This is a genomic window from Desulfuromonas sp. TF (assembly GCF_000472285.1).
In the GTDB taxonomy this organism is placed as follows: domain Bacteria; phylum Desulfobacterota; class Desulfuromonadia; order Desulfuromonadales; family ATBO01; genus ATBO01.
In genome coordinates, this window is sequence record NZ_KI421424.1 from 39,769 (window position 1) to 54,641 (window position 14,873).

The window sequence follows — 14,873 nt, forward strand, 5'->3', positions numbered from 1 at the left end:
TCAAGAAATAAGTGAAATACTATGGCGCTCAGATTTAGGTCAGATTTGGCTGAGCTGATTGAGCCAAACCGCAGACGTAGCAAGGCTACGTTGAGGATTTGGCGATTGAGGCACGGTCAAAGATGGCCTGAAGATGAGATGCCAGATGTGATACTTATTTCCTGACAGGCCCTAATCAGGGGCAAACGGCAGGCTCAGATAGAAAGTACTTCCCTGCCGAGGGGCACTTTCCACCCACACCCTTCCACCATGGGCATGGGCGATTTCCCGGACCAGAGCGAGACCCAGCCCGGTTCCGGCCGCCCTCCTGCTCTCTTCCAGGCGGTAAAACTGCTCGAAAATTTTCTCTCGCTTCTCCATAGGAATGCCGGGACCCTCATCCCTCACCCACACCAGGGCCCGGTCGCCGTCCGCCTGTGCACCGAGGACGATCATGCTCCCGGCAGGGGAGTATTTGACCGCATTGTCGAGAAGATTTGTCAGCGCCTCCTGGAGCCTGACAGCTTCACCCAGAACCGGGAAGATGTCGGGGACACAGTCGATTTCAATCCGCTGAGGAACCAGGGGATTCCAGAAACGTCCCGCTACCTCGTGCAGCAAGGGATAGAGCTGTACCGGAGCGGGATTCATCAGACCGAATCCAGCCCGCAACCGCTGCAGGCCGAGCATGTTGTCGATCAGCCGCTTCAGCCTCCGCCCCTCTTTTTCGATCAGGCCCAGATACTCCCGCTGCTGCTCCGGCGACGTCGGGTTCTCCTTCATGAACTGGGCGAAACCCAGAACGGCGGTCAGGGGAGTGCGCATCTCATGGCTGACCGCGGAGAAGGCCTCCTCGCGGCTGTTTTCCAGCCGCCTTTGCTCGGTCACGTCGCGCACCACCTCGACGCAGGCCATCACCTTGCCGGCGGCATCATGCAGAGGATAAGCTGTGATCTCCAGATGGAGGGGCTCACCCCCTGGGGTCGTCGTTGTAAAGGGGCGGCGATGCACCTGCCCGTCGGCGATGCTCTTCTGCGCCTGGCAATCTTCACAGATCTCGTCGCGGTCGGCGTAAACGCGGTAGCAAGGTTCCCCGAGGCGGTGGCCCCGCCGGCGGATCAGGACTTCATTCTGATAGATGATCCGGAAGTCCAGGTCCTGGACGGTCACCCCGTCGCCCGTGGCCTCCATGATCGCCTCGACTTTGTTCCGTTCCTCGACCAGGCGGTTCTCGGTCTGCTTCCGCTTGGTGATGTCCCGCGCCACCGTGACGATGAAACGCTCAAGCCCGGCCTGCACCTTGGTCGCCTTGACCTCCACATCGATGAACATGCCGTCTTTGCGCCGATGCCTCGCCTCGAAAACGGCGACTCCTTCTTTCTCGATGCGGTCCACCATTTTGCGCCACGCCAGGGGCGAAACGGGAGCATCCGCGTAGCCGGACGGCAGCATTCCCAGCAGCGCCTCCCGGCTCTGGCCGAGGCTGCTGCAGGCCAGGTCGTTCACGTACAGAATCCTCCCGTCCTCCGGGGCGTGGAAAAAGACGGCGTCGCTCAATTGGTCGACGATGTTGCGAAAAACCGGCAGATCTTTTATCCGGGATTCCGGTTCGGAACATTCGCGGATGAAAGCCACCTTGGCGAAGGCGCCGTCGGAGAGGGGAAGGGGTAAATTAACGACGTGGTACCAGCGTCCATCCGTCGGTTTCTGGAAAATTCCGCTGGCGCTCTTTCCGGCAAAGACTTCCCGGGGGCACCAGGGGCAGGGTTCGCCGCGACCATGCAGGGCGTGAAAACAAGGTTCGCCGGTCGCATCGCGACCGAGCATTTCGATGAAACGGCCATTCATGAAGCGGATGCGGAAGTCGGGACCGCCAACGTATATCCATCCGTCCCATGCATTTATGATGGCATTCGGGAATCCTTCAACCGAATGGAATTCGAGCCCTTCTCCGGCTTCACCCGGAATGAAGATCGACATAATGCCCTCCATGCGGACGATGTATAGATTTGTTTTTATATAACAGAGCAGAGAAAAATGCTCTAAAAAAGCCTCTGATAACAGTCTTTCCTCTTTGATTAGGTTAGGATTGGCATAAAGCGAATATCTGGCGCGGGTGGACTTTCAAGTTGACTAAACTAATGAATTATAGATAATGTTAATGTGGCGGACGGAGATAATCGCCTAATTCAGTTCCCTGCGGCGCCGGTGCCGGAAGAAAAGGTTCTTATCCTTATGCGAACCGAACTCCTCCCTCCTTTCGGACGAACCCTCCTGTTGCTCGGTTTATTTCTTCTTTATTCCGCCTGTCCGGTCTCGGTCTCGGCCCACGCGGGGGAGCATAAGGACGTCCTCATCCTGCATTCCTATCACCCGGGGCTTCCGTGGACCGACAGCATCATGGCGGGGATGCGTGGAGTCCTGAAGGGTCGGGACGATATTCATCTTCACATCGAATATCTGGACACGCTGCGTTACACGAGCCCGGACTATGCGACCTACATCCTCGACGCCATTTTCCACTACAAGCTCGAAGAAAGAAGGTTCGACCTGATTCTCCTTTCGGACAATCCGGCACTGTCATTCGTCCTCAAGCACCGCGATGACCTCTTTCTCGATACTCCCATCGTTTTTTGCGGAATCAACAATTTTCACCCCTCGATGGTCGCCGGTTTTCCGGAAGTGACCGGAGTCGCCGAGTACCCGTCCTACCGGGAGACGATCGAGACGGCCTTGCACCTTCATCCGGGTACGACGGAGGTGGTCGTCATCGGCGGTTTCGCCAACATCACCAGCCGGCAAAACCGCCAGATGATTCAATCCGTACTGACCGAAAACGACTTCCCGGCTGGGTTCACCTTCTGGGACGATATTCCCATTGAGGAATTGACCGACCGGATGGCGGAACTTCCGGCCGACACGCTCGTACTCCTCAATGGTTCGGTCGCCCTCCGTTCAGGCAGGATCCTGTCCTATGAAGAGGGGATGCGCGCCCTCCGCGCGGCCTGTCCCCGCCCCATCTACAGTTTCTGGGACTTCTTTCTCGGGGAAGGAATCGTCGGCGGCAAACTGGTGAACGGCCGCGAGCAGGGAAAGGTTGCCGCCCGGATGGCTTTGCGTGTTCTGGCGGGAGAAGACCCGGACCGAATTCCCGTGGTTGCCGAGAGCAATCGCTTCATGTTCGATTACCGCGAGCTGAGAAGATTCTCCCTTTCCATGCGGCGGCTGCCGCCAGGGAGCGTGCTCGTCCACGAACCCTCCCCATTCTACGCCCTCAGCCGGGAGGAGTTGTGGATCATCATCGGCATCATGACGGCGCTGACCCTTGTTCTGGGCTTCAGCGTCGTTCTGCTCCGACGGGCCAAGTCGGCCGTGGGGAGGGAGAAAGAGAGGGTCGATCTGCTCCTCACCTCTACTGCCGAAGCGATCTACGGGCTTGATCTGGAAGGATCGTGCACGTTCTGCAATCCTGCAGCTCTCCGGTTGCTCGGCTACCATGATGAGAGCGAATTACTGGGAAAACCGATCCACTCCCTTATTCATCACACCCGCGCCGACGGCTCGCCCTATCCGTCGAACGAGTGCCGGATCTCCGAGGTGCTGAGAAAGGATGTAGCCATCCACGGAGAGGACGAGATTTTATGGCGAGCCGACGGCACCAGCTTTCCGATCGAATACTGGTCCCACCCGATCAAGGGAAAAGAAAAAATCGGCGCCTTGGTCACTTTCCTCGACATCAGCGACCGCAAGCGGGCCGAAGCGGAAAGGGAGCGGGCGCTCCAGGAGTTGAACGCTTTCGTCTACACGGTCTCCCACGACCTGCGCTCACCCCTGACGGCGATCATCGGGTTCTCGGATTTTCTTCTGGAGCAGCAGAAATCGACGCAATTGGATGAGAACGCCAGGGTGGCCTTGGCGGAAATCCAGAAGCAGGCGGAGCGGATGTCGGCCATGATGGAGGATCTGCTGGAGTTGGCCAGAGTCGGCAAATTGCCCAGGCCGGCTGAAGCGGTCGATGCCGGAAAAGTGTTGCAGGAAGTTCTCCAGGAATTGGGGAGCCAGATCGCCGACGCCGGCCTGCATATCCGGACCGAACCACTCCCCTCGGTCCACATACCGCCGACTTTTCTAGCCCAGGTCTTCTCCAACCTGATCGGCAATGCTATCCGATATGCGGGTCCGCAGGGCGGCCCGATCGAAATCGGTGGGACAAGAATAATGGGAAAGGCGCGCTTTTTCGTACGGGACCACGGACCGGGAGTGCCGGAGAGGGAGCGCGATCGCATCTTCGACGTCTTTTTTCGTGGCTCCACGGGGGAGAAGATCGCCGGTACCGGCATCGGACTGGCCACGGTGAAAAAGATCGCGCAGTTCTATGCCGGAGCCTCATGGGTCGAGGAGACCCCCGGCGGCGGGGCTACCTTCTGGGTGGAGTTGGGAGATCGTGAGAGACCCAACCCCCGGGAAAGCCGACCATCCGCCGAACCTTCGCAGTAAACTGCCGGACGACAAGCAGAAGAATTGAGAGCCGGTACCTTCACTCCAGCGGCGCGCTGTCACCATCATCCTTGAGCCCTACGCCGGTCAACCGATAGTGCCGTGCCCGCATCATGAGACGTACCAGAGTCTGCGCCGCCTCCTGGTAGCCGAGCCCTTCCGGGCGGATATTGGAAATGCAGTTGCGCTCGGCGTCGGTGCTCCCGACGCGGGGGGCATAGGTGAGATAGATCCCCAGGCTGTCCGCCGAGGAGAGCCCCGGCCGCTCGCCGATAAGGATGGCCACCTGCTCGGAGGCGAGCACCTCCCCGATTTCGTCGCCGAGCGCTACCCGCGACTGTTCGGCGACGACGACCGGTGCCAGCCGCCATCCCTGCCCCGTCAGCGACTGCCAGGCGAGCTCGAGGACGGCGACGGCATGGCGGTGGATCGCCAGGGGGGAGAGGCCGTCGGCGATGACGAAAGCGGCATCGAAGCCGCTTCCGCCCCCCGTTGCGAACTCCATGAGCGCCGTCCGTGAGGGTGCGTCGAGCCTGCGCCCGAGGTCGGGGCGCCGCAGGTAGACGGCGCGGCTTGCCGCCTCGCTGTGGACCCGCAGGACTTCATGGCCGCGCTCCCGCAGAAGACGCTGCACCCCCTCGGCGTCGAAGGCCAGATGCACCGCATCGCGAGCCCGGGCGTGGGCCAGCTGAAACTCCAGGAGCGGGGCCGTCGGCAGACTGCCGCCGACGCGGCCGAGAGCGATCCGCGCGCCGGTGACCTGCCGCAGCTTTGCCCATGAATCGGCGATGACCAGGGATTCCCGCACCGGCGCATCCTTGACGCTCATCCGTTTCCCTCCGGCAGTAGCTCTTCGAGCAGCCGGTGCTTCTCGCCGACCGGCAGCATTCTCTCTCCGCGCATCACCCCGATAGCCTCCAGCCAGCTTTCGAATTCGGGGGCGGGCCTGAGACCAAGCACCTGGCGCAGGTAGAGGACATCGTGAAAGGAGGTGCTCTGGTAATGGAGCATGATGTCGTCCGCCCCCGGCACCCCCATGAGATAATTGCATCCCGCGACGCCGAGGAGCGTCATCAGGGTATCCATGTCGTCCTGATCGGCCATGGCGTGATTCGTATAGCAGACGTCGCACCCCATGGGGACGCCCAGCAGCTTGCCGCAGAAGTGGTCCTCCAGGCCGGCGCGGATGATCTGTTTGCCGTCGTAGAGGTACTCCGGACCTATAAAGCCGACCACGGTGTTCACCAGGAGCGGCTTGAAGTGCCTGGCTACGGCATAGGCGCGGGCCTCGCAGGTCTGCTGGTCGATCCCGTGGTGGGCACTGGCCGAAAGGGCGCTCCCCTGCCCTGTCTCGAAGTACATCACGTTCTCCCCGACGGTCCCGCGCCGGAGCGACAGCGCCGCCTCCCGAGCCTCCTCCAGGAGCTTTAGCGAGATGCCGAAGCTGCGGTTGGCAGCCTCGGTGCCGGCGATCGACTGGAAGACCAGATCGACCGGCGCACCGCCCTCGATGGCGGCGAGGGTCGTGGTGACATGCGCCAGCACGCAGGACTGGGTCGGGATGTCGAAGCGGCGGCGCAGATCGTCGATCATCGCCAGCAGCGTGCAGACCTTCTGCAGGCTGTCGGAGGCGGGGTTGACGCCGATCACCGCATCCCCGGCGCCGTAGAGAAGCCCGTCGAGGATGGAGGCGGCGATGCTCCGCGGGTCGTCCGTCGGATCGTTGGGCTGCAGGCGGACGGAGAGGCGCCCCGGCAGGCCGATGGTGTCGCGGAAGGCGGTGACCACCCGGCACTTTTTCGAGACCAGGATCAGGTCCTGATTGCGCATCAGCTTGGAAACCGCCGCCGCCATCTCCGGCGTAACCCCTTGGGTGAGGGCGGCAAGGGCCGCGGCGTCCGTGTCATAGGAGAGCAGCCAGTTGCGGAAATCACCGACGGTGAAGGAACTCACCGCCGCGAAGGCGGCCGAATCGTGGGAATCGAGGATCAGTCGGGTGACGTCGTCCTCCTCATAGGGGACGAGCGTTTCGGCGAGGAAGGTCTTGAGCGGCACCTCCGCCAGACAGATCTGCGCGGCGACGCGCTCCTCCGTGCTCTGTGCGGCGATACCCGCCAGCTCGTCCCCCGAGCGTGCCGGACTCGCCTTGGCCATCAGGCTCTTCAGGCTGTCGAAGGTATATTGACGATGACCGAGCACCTGCCGGAAACGCGGCATGGGCACCACCCTTTCCTGAGTTAATATGAAGTCCGGGGATATGAGAATTATACAGCAGGCGCGAGGAATAAAAGGTGGCAGGAGTAATTCGCCATGAGTCCGGTTGCAGAGCCGATTTTCTAGTTCGACACACCTATTTCCAAATGGGGAGAGTGAAATAAAAGGTACTGCCGACGCCCATGGTGCTTTCGACCCAGATTTCCCCCCCCATCTTTTCGACGATCTCCCGTGTCAGGGCCAGACCAATCCCCGTCCCCCCATGCCTTCTGGTGAGCGACGAGTCGAGCTGGGTGAATTTGCCGAAAATCTTCTCAATCTGGTCCGCCGGAATACCCTCGCCCGTGTCCCTGATTGAAAACAGGATGAACCGGCGCCCGGCCGCTACGGGAGTATCGAAAAGGCGGACCGTTACCTCGACACGACCGTGCTCGGTGAACTTCACCGAATTGCCAAGAAGGTTCACCAGCACCTGTCGCAGTCTCCCGTCATCTCCCTTCACCTGTTCCGGAACGGACTCCTCGACCTTCCACGAAAGATGGAGCCCTTTCTCCAGGGCGTGTAACGAAACAACCTCGACGGCTGTCTTTACCACGTCGTTGGTGGAAAAAAACTTGTCCTCAAAGCTCATCATGCCTGCTTCCAGTCGGGAAAAATCAAGCACATCCGCTATGATCCGCAGAAGCGAATCGGCGGAGCGCTTCGCCATCTCCAGCAGTTTTCTCTCTTCGTCGCCGATCTCCATCTCCAGCACAAGTTTGATCATCCCCAGGGCTCCCGCCAGGGGCGTCCTCATCTCGTGGCTCATATTGGCAACAAACGCGCTTTTGGCGATGCTCGCAGCCTCAGCGGCGTCCCTTGCGGCGGCCAGCTGCTGGTTGGCCGTGACAAGATCGGCCGTCCGTTCCTTGACCACGCTTTCAAGATGTTCGTGATGAGATCTCAGCTCGGCTTCCGCGTTCAGCTTGGCGTCGATCTCAGCCACAAGCTGCGCGTTCAGTCCTTCGACGGCTTCCTTGGCTTTTTGGAGGCTTTCGATGATCTCCCTGTTTTCGAATCTGAGCAGCAGCGACATCCTGTTGACCGCATAGTTATGATTGGATATTCTCCAGAGCAACAGGCCGAACAAAGCGATCATCGCCGCCATGGCGTAATGAAAGCCGTCGTTCATCAGGAAGAAGTGCAGGGTGAGCGGCACCAGAGCGGGAAGGCTGAATGCCGCATAGGCATTTCTTACCATGGCGAATGTCGACGACGCCCCGGCAGCCATCCCCCCCAGCACGAAAGCGATGAAAACCTGGTGGGCCAGAGAAATGTCCGAAAAAGGGAGAAGACTGATGCTCCCCCAGGCGATACCGATGGCGACCAGACCCACAATAAAGCGGTTCGCCCAGATTCTGGCCGTTGCCGGATCGAGCTCTACCCTCCGGAACCGGACAACAAGCACCCCTCTGAGGAGGGTGATTATTAACACGGCAGCGAACCAGGGGACGAGCAAGCTGTAGCGCATCACATCCTTCATGATGAAGAATGTGAGCAGCGAATTCATGACTGTCGCCACAATGCCTATCGGTGCCAGGGCATAGAGCTGCCGGACCTGCTCCGTCAAGATCTGCTCCCTGTACAGGTCAGGATGGTCCAGGGGCTTCTCATCCGGGATATATTCACGCCCTTTGCCCAAATTTCTCTCTCTTTCAGGGGGGTTCGGCCCGCCTGTCATCTTTCCAAATAATATCAGCTCTTGAAGGACAATCTCCCCCAGCTCGAAGCACCCGACGGCGAAGGCGAAATAGAATGGCGGTTTTAATTGAGGAAACAGAGATGGGAATGTCGTGAGTTGAACGTGAGAAAGCGTCGGGTATCGCTATCGCCCTTGCTGTAAATAGTCGTCGACCAGAGAGAACAGCTGCTCGAAATCGATCGGCTTGGACATGTACTCATCCATTCCGGCGTCGAGACATCTCTTTCTGTCACCGGCCATCGCATAGGCGGTCAAGGCAATGATTATCGTATGTCCTCCACGTTCGCTTTCCTTCTCCCTGATCTTTCGGGTCGCGCTCAATCCATCCATGACCGGCATCTGGACATCCATCAGAATGAAATCGTAATCGCTTTCCTCCCACGCCTCCACCGCGCTGAGGCCGTCCCCCACCACGGTGCAGTCTATGCGTTTGCGGGATAGAAGCGTCGACATCATCTGGCGCACCGTCGGGTCGTCTTCCGCGATCAGTATCCTCAATTGTCTCCTCCTCTGCCGCCCCAAAACAGGGCTAGCTCTAGGATAGCAACGGGGTAAGGCCAAGTAAAGCCCCCTCCAAACGGCCGCACCCTGCTGCCACAGAATTCCTCGCAGAAACAAAAAAGCATCCCCGCTTGACTTGCCGATATCGGCAGATATAGTTGTGGTAATTAGTGGGAGTTGGTGGTTAAACGTGGGCAAATCTCAGGGAGTAACGGGTGGAGTTTTTTGGCGAACACTTCAAATCCCTTGACGATAAGGGCCGCGTCAGCATCCCCAGGGAGTTCAGGGACGTGCTGACTCAGGCCGGGGGAGAGGAAGGCCTGGTCGTCACCAAGAACATGGACGGGGGGCTCACCGCCTACCCCCCCGAGGAATGGGTCAGGTTCGTCAAGGGACTCGAGCAATGCGCCGGCGGCAAGAAACGCACGGCCCTGAACCGCCTCTACCTCGCCCCAAAAACAGAGGTCCTTCTCGACAAGCAGGGACGGATCCCGCTGAGCAAGGCCCAGCGCAAGTGGGCCGGCATCGGGGAGGACGACCGGGAGATAGTGGTAGTCGGCAATTTTCGGCGTATCGATATTTTCAGCCCTGATCGCTACCGCGAGGTAGTGGGGAGCGACGTTGAGCTGATCATGAGGGATGAAGAGTTGATCAACAACCTTGATCTTCCTTGACGAAAGAGGGATGCCCCATCGGTCCGTGATAACGGGCCTTGGGTTTTTGCAGCTGTGTAGACCACTTGCCACGGTGTGCCGGGGCAAACAGCGCGCATTCGAATGAAGGGAGGGCTCAACGATGGGAAGTCGTGCAATCCACCACGCCGGAGGGAACATTTCTTTTAACGGGCGAACCTCGTACCATTCTGATGTTTTCAGGACCCTTGAGCGTTGCAGGTACCACCTGCTCAGGAACGTGATCCCCATCCTCCTGATCGTGGTTGGTACCAGTTGGATAACACTGCTGCTGACCGAGCAGATCTACACGGCCAAACTGGCTTGGGAAGAGCGGTCTTCGGTAGCAACGCTGAAGATACAGCAGGGCGCTGCCATAAATACCCAAGAGGCCGGCAAAGCGCAGTCTCTGTAGCAGGAACCGCTTCCAACGATGCGCTTCCGTTGGTTCAGGGTGGCCCTTTCAGGGTCTTGCCTTGACCCTAAGGACCAGAAACAAAGGCCACCCCTGTTCCGAGCTAAGCTCCCCAGAAATCAGCAATCTCCCTCAGGATGCTGCCGGAAACCAGTTCCGTCGCATCGGATTCGAACCAGTCGGCCGGCATGGATCGGGTGTAGCCCGGTTCAATGAACCGGCTGTCCATGAGGACAATCAGCCCGCGGTCGGTCTCGGAGCGGATCACTCTTCCGGCGGCCTGAATCGCCTTGGCCATGGCGGGTATCACATAGGCGTAATCGAATCCGGCGCCGTACTTCCGCTGATAATATTCCTTCATCTGCTCTCGTTCGAGATCATAACTGGGCAGCGGCGGCCCGACCACAAAGGCCCCGATGACCATGTCCCCAGCGTAGTCCATCCCCTCGGCGAACGAACCTCCCTGCACGGCAAAGACAATCGTGGGATCCTCAGGGTTTCGCAGACTGTCGACGACGGTCTCTACGGCGGAGGCCTTCATCCCCCGTTCCTGCCTCAGCACGGTGAAGCCTTCAGGGACTCGAAAGAGAGCGGCCACTCTTTCAAGGAAGTCGAAGCTGGGGAGGAACACGAAATAGTTGCCGCGGCGCAATACCGTTATTCGTTCTACGGCATCGGCGATCCTGGCATAATTGCTTTCGCGGCGGGAGTATCTCGTGGAGATCTGAGGAATGATCAGAAGCTTTCGCTTCTCCGTCGGAAAGGGGCTTTCGAATTCCGCCGTCCTCACTCTCTCCGCATCCAGACCGGAGAGCCGCACGTAATAATCGAAAGGTTTCAGCGTTGCCGAGAACCCAGCCACCTGCTCGTATTCCCCATAGCAATCCTTCAGCATGGCAGAGGCATCGCAGCAGCTGATCTTGATTGTGCCGCCGGTCGGATGGGGATGAAAGGTGGTGAAGAACTCCTGTCTGCCGGGATCGCCGGCGTACTCCAGCATTTCCGTGAACTCAGACCAGTAAAAGCAGAGGCGCAGGACCACATCCTTATTCTTTATCTCCACGTCGGAGTCGAGGTAGCGGGACAAAAAGGCGCGAAGCCTGGCATCCTGTTCGAGAAAGCAATCTCCCGGCGGATCGATCCGCATCGGCCCTGGTCTTTCACCCTGGCGGCAGGACTCCACTGCCCGGATGCAGCCGTCTAGAAGCTCCTCCGCCTCGCGCCGGAAGCGGGCCGGGAGGTCGCGGATCTCTTCACGCATCCTCTCCAGCGTGACGGAGGAGAGGCCCGGAGAGTAATAGTCCATGGCCCGGGCGGGGAGATTATGGGCTTCATCGATCACCAGGCTGGGCTTTCCGGCCTGATCGATGCCGAGGTCCGTCACGCGGCCCAGCGCCGAACGCGGAGCGAAGACGTAGTTGTAGTCGCAGATGACGACATCCGCCTCCTGGGCGCCTTCCAGCTGCAATTCGAAGGGACAGACCTGGTATTGCTCGCCCAGATCGCGAAAGGTGCGGGCCTTCAGCTTCCTCTTTCGCGCCAGGATCTCGACAAGCTCGTGAGCCTGGACCTTCGCGTAATAATCACGGGCGTACTCACAGTATTCGGGGCTGCACAGCGGCTCGTCCTTGAAGCAGATTTTGGCTTTTGCCGTGATCGAAAGGGATTTGACGAGCGCGCCTGTCCCCTGAAAACGGGTGACCGCGTCCTCGGCAACCGAGTGCTGGCTGTTTTTCGGTGTGACGTAGACCGTTTTCTGCCCCCGGCTCAGCGCTTCCCGGAGCACGGGATAGAGGACTCCGACGGTTTTCCCGAGCCCGGTAGGGGCTTGGACTAGAACTGGTCTCCCCTCCGTCATTCCCTGCTCGATCTCCTGCATAAGTTCGACCTGACCGGGTCGCGGGTTCGGGAAGGGAAACATGAAGCGGGACGCGATTTTCCGCCGCCTGGCCGCACGCTTTTTCGCCCGTCTTGCGTCCACCACGAGCTCGTCGAGACGGGAGTTCAGCCATTGTTCATAAAGGGGGAGATCGAGGGTAACGTCGAGATCTTGGGATTCGCCGCTGCGGGAGGAGACGAGGTGGAAGGAAAGTGCGGGAGGGACGCCGTGCTCGCGCCAGTAGAAGTATCCGTAGGTCAGAAGCTGCAGGCCATAGGGGTGGTCCATCGGGTTGTCAGCGAGCCGGCGTCCAAGCTCCGGGATGTTGAAACCGGATTTGATTTCCTCGATCTTCGGCAGATCGTGCTTGAAGAGACCATCCATCCGGCCGTCGATCCGGAAGCGATACTCCTCCCGATCGAACAGAGAGCTTATCGCCACTTCGGACTGGTACAGGGGATCGTCCTTCTCCCTCTTCTTCTGCACGCGGACATGGATCTCCTGCCCATCGGCGGCTGAGCATCCATACCCCGAATGAGCTTCAATGCTTCCGGTACGGGGTACCGGCAGGGCAAAATCGCGCAGAGAGATCGTGATGAGTTTCGTCGCAGCACTCACCGGCAGGCATGTCCTGCGATCACCGCCTGTCCGAGGGCCAGGCCGCCGTCGTTGGGGGGAACAAGGGAGTGGGTGAGCACTTCGAAGCCGGCGCGCCGAAGGATCTGCACGCTCTTTTCCGTGAGATAGCGGTTCTGGAAAACGCCGCCTGAGAGGGCGACGCGGGACAGGCCGGTGTCGCCGCGCAGGAGCGCGCAGGTCTCGGCGATGACGGCGGCAAGGGTGTTGTGGAAGCGGGCGCTGACCACCCCCGCCGCCACGCCGCCACGCAGGTCGTCCACGATTGCCCGGATAGCAGCGGCCTGCTCGATGATGTAGCACTCCCCGGCATGGTCGATGTCATAGGGATAGAACCCCGCCTCCCCTTCCCCCTCGACCGCCATCTCCAGTTCCAGCGCCGCCTGCCCTTCATAGCTGATCCGGCTGCGGATTCCCGCCAGCGCCGCCACGGCATCGAAAAGGCGCCCGCAGCTCGAGGTAAGAGGGGCGTTGATTCCCTTCTCGATCATCTGCAGCAGCAGCGTGCGTTCCCTTTCGGGAATTTCCTCCACCACCGGCAATTCCGGCAGGTCTCGACCGTAGGCGAGGTGGAGGTAGCTGAGGGCCATGCGCCAGGGCTCCTTTGTGGCCGCGTCGCCTCCGGGCATCGGCACATAGGCGAAATGCCCCGCCCGCCGGTATCCGGCGCAATCCCCCATCAGGAACTCACCCCCCCAGATATGGCCGTCGTCGCCGTATCCGATGCCGTCGAAGATGACCCCGATCGCCTCTCCTTCGGCACCGTGTTCGGCCAGGCAGCTCGCCAGGTGGGCGTGGTGGTGCTGCACCGCCACCCGGCGCACCCCCTCGAGCCCCTCGGCGTAGCGGGTGGAATGGTAATCGGGATGCAGATCGTGAGCGACGATCCGCGGACGCACCTCGAGGATCCCCTGCAGATGTTCGATCGTCCTTTCGAAGGAGCCGCAAGCTTCTGCATTCTTCAGGTCGCCGACGTGCTGGCTCAGATAGGCCCGGTTGTCCTGGGTGAGGCAGACGGCGTTCTTGAGCTCCGCCCCCACCGCCAGAACCGAAGGCTGGTCCTTGGAGAGAAAAACGCCGCGCGGCACAAACCCCCGGGAGCGGCGCAGCAGCAGGGCTTTACCGGCCATCACCCGGGCGATGGAGTCGTCGGTGCGGGTATGGATGCGCCGGTCGTGGGTGAGGACCGCATCGGCGATGCCCCCGAGGCGTACGACGGCCTCGCCGTCCTCGAAGACGATCGGTTCGTCGGAGAGGTTGCCGCTGGTCATGACCAAGGCGAGGAAGGAGTCTTTGAGCAGCAGATAATGCAGGGGAGCATAAGGGAGCATCACGCCGAAATAACGGTTTCGCGGGGCGATAGTCGCCGAGAGAGGATGTCCCGCCCTCTGCCTCAGCAGAACGATGGGGCGCTCGACACCGGAGAGAAGGCGCAGTTCGTCCACCTCGGCATGGGCGTACTCGAGAACTTGGGCGCTCGACCAGGACATCAGGGCGAAAGGCTTCTCGTCCCGCGCCTTGCGCCGGCGCAGTTTCCGAACAGCGTCATCGTTCATCGCATCGACGGCGAGATGATACCCTCCTATCCCCTTGATCGCCACGATCTTCCCCCGGCGCAGCAGTTCGGCCGTCGCCGCAATCGGATCTTCCGCAGACATCCTTCTCCCCTTCTTGTCGAGAAGAGAGAGGCGGGGACCGCATTCGGGACAAGCGTTGGGCTGGGCGTGGAAGCGGCGCGAGGACGGATCGTCGTACTCGGCGCGGCAGGCCGGACACAGAGGGAAATCGGCCATGGTGGTGTTGGGACGATCGTAGGGGATCGCCATGACGATGCTGTATCGCGGTCCGCAATTGGTGCAATTGATGAAGGGGTAGCGATAACGACGGTTTTGGGGCTCGAACAGTTCGTCGAGGCAGTCGGGGCAGACGAAGGTATCGGGGGAGATCTGGGCCGTCTTGGCCGCCTCCCCTTCGCTTTTGCGGATGACGAAATCGGTCTCGCCGCTCACCGGGACTCCGGCGACCTCAAATCGGGAGATGGAAGCCAGGGGCGGAATCTCCTCCCGCAGGGCCCAGAGAAAACGGGCCAGCCTTTTCATTTCCCCTTCCGCCTCCACGGTGACGCCCCGGCTGTCGTTGCGCACCCAACCGGCAATTCCCCATTTCAGCGCGGTCTGATAGACAAAGGGACGAAAACCGACTCCCTGAACGATTCCTTCGATTTCGATGCGCCTGCGCTGCAGATCGGACATTCAACTTCCCAGTTTGAAGAATTTCCCTCTTTTTACCATCACCGGGCAGAGGAGGCAATGAACATCTCGTCCCGCGTCCCTCGTCCCG

The 14,873-nt window shown here is 60.2% G+C and carries 10 protein-coding genes; 3 read left to right on the forward strand and 7 right to left on the reverse strand.

Features of this window, described 5'->3' with window-relative positions; translation table 11 throughout:
• Positions 1 to 171: 171 nt before the first annotated feature.
• Positions 172 to 1,959, reverse strand: a complete 1,788-nt coding sequence (locus DTF_RS25715; RefSeq protein WP_051361403.1) for a PAS domain-containing sensor histidine kinase — start codon at positions 1,957 to 1,959, stop codon at positions 172 to 174.
• Between the two features lie 255 nt (positions 1,960 to 2,214).
• Here DTF_RS25715 and DTF_RS0116490 point away from each other — a divergent pair, with 255 nt between their 5' ends.
• Positions 2,215 to 4,476 carry an ATP-binding protein gene (locus DTF_RS0116490; RefSeq protein ID WP_155890850.1) on the forward strand — a complete coding sequence of 754 codons (2,262 nt, stop codon included), beginning with the start codon at positions 2,215 to 2,217 and terminating at the stop codon, positions 4,474 to 4,476.
• 40 nt (positions 4,477 to 4,516) lie between these two features.
• Here the strand turns inward: DTF_RS0116490 and eutC are convergent, their stop codons facing one another.
• From eutC to DTF_RS0116510, 4 genes are all read right to left on the reverse strand, one after another.
• Positions 4,517 to 5,305 (reverse strand): ethanolamine ammonia-lyase subunit EutC, encoded by a 789-nt coding sequence (gene eutC, locus DTF_RS24080; RefSeq protein WP_051361404.1) that lies wholly within the window; start codon positions 5,303 to 5,305, stop codon positions 4,517 to 4,519.
• Positions 5,302 to 6,693, reverse strand: coding sequence for an ethanolamine ammonia-lyase subunit EutB (locus DTF_RS0116500; protein WP_027716216.1), 1,392 nt, complete (start codon positions 6,691 to 6,693; stop codon positions 5,302 to 5,304). The genes eutC and DTF_RS0116500 overlap by 4 nt, the downstream gene beginning before the upstream one ends.
• Positions 6,694 to 6,826: 133 nt before the next feature.
• Positions 6,827 to 8,371 (reverse strand): ATP-binding protein, encoded by a 1,545-nt coding sequence (locus DTF_RS25720; protein ID WP_226989391.1) that lies wholly within the window; start codon positions 8,369 to 8,371, stop codon positions 6,827 to 6,829.
• A 183-nt stretch (positions 8,372 to 8,554) separates the two neighbouring features.
• Positions 8,555 to 8,929, reverse strand: a complete 375-nt coding sequence (locus DTF_RS0116510) for a response regulator (protein WP_027716217.1) — start codon at positions 8,927 to 8,929, stop codon at positions 8,555 to 8,557.
• A 218-nt stretch (positions 8,930 to 9,147) separates the two neighbouring features.
• Between DTF_RS0116510 and DTF_RS0116515 the strand changes: the two genes are divergently transcribed.
• Both DTF_RS0116515 and DTF_RS27350 read left to right on the forward strand, forming a co-directional pair.
• Entirely contained in the window at positions 9,148 to 9,606 is a 459-nt protein-coding gene (locus DTF_RS0116515; RefSeq protein ID WP_027716218.1) for a division/cell wall cluster transcriptional repressor MraZ, read from the forward strand.
• A 121-nt stretch (positions 9,607 to 9,727) separates the two neighbouring features.
• Positions 9,728 to 10,018, forward strand: a complete 291-nt coding sequence (locus DTF_RS27350) for a hypothetical protein (protein WP_027716219.1) — start codon at positions 9,728 to 9,730, stop codon at positions 10,016 to 10,018.
• A gap of 103 nt (positions 10,019 to 10,121) precedes the next feature.
• Here the strand turns inward: DTF_RS27350 and DTF_RS0116525 are convergent, their stop codons facing one another.
• Both DTF_RS0116525 and hypF read right to left on the reverse strand, forming a co-directional pair.
• On the reverse strand, positions 10,122 to 12,515 hold the full coding sequence (locus DTF_RS0116525; RefSeq protein WP_027716220.1) for an ATP-dependent DNA helicase: 2,394 nt from the start codon (positions 12,513 to 12,515) through the stop codon (positions 10,122 to 10,124).
• The gene (gene hypF, locus DTF_RS0116530; RefSeq protein ID WP_027716221.1) at positions 12,512 to 14,785 is read right to left on the reverse strand and encodes a carbamoyltransferase HypF; all 2,274 of its coding nucleotides are present in this window, start codon (positions 14,783 to 14,785) and stop codon (positions 12,512 to 12,514) included. Before hypF ends, DTF_RS0116525 begins: the two co-directional genes overlap by 4 nt.
• Between the last annotated feature and the right edge of the window lie 88 nt (positions 14,786 to 14,873).

Coding starts and splice junctions, on each gene's coding strand:
- DTF_RS25715 (WP_051361403.1), bottom strand. CDS start 1,959: ATGTCGATCTTCATTCCGGGTGAAGCCGGAGAAGGGCTCGAATTCCAT.
- DTF_RS0116490 (WP_155890850.1), top strand. CDS start 2,215: ATGCGAACCGAACTCCTCCCTCCTTTCGGACGAACCCTCCTGTTGCTC.
- eutC (WP_051361404.1), bottom strand. CDS start 5,305: ATGAGCGTCAAGGATGCGCCGGTGCGGGAATCCCTGGTCATCGCCGAT.
- DTF_RS0116500 (WP_027716216.1), bottom strand. CDS start 6,693: ATGCCGCGTTTCCGGCAGGTGCTCGGTCATCGTCAATATACCTTCGAC.
- DTF_RS27350 (WP_027716219.1), top strand. CDS start 9,728: ATGGGAAGTCGTGCAATCCACCACGCCGGAGGGAACATTTCTTTTAAC.
- hypF (WP_027716221.1), bottom strand. CDS start 14,785: ATGTCCGATCTGCAGCGCAGGCGCATCGAAATCGAAGGAATCGTTCAG.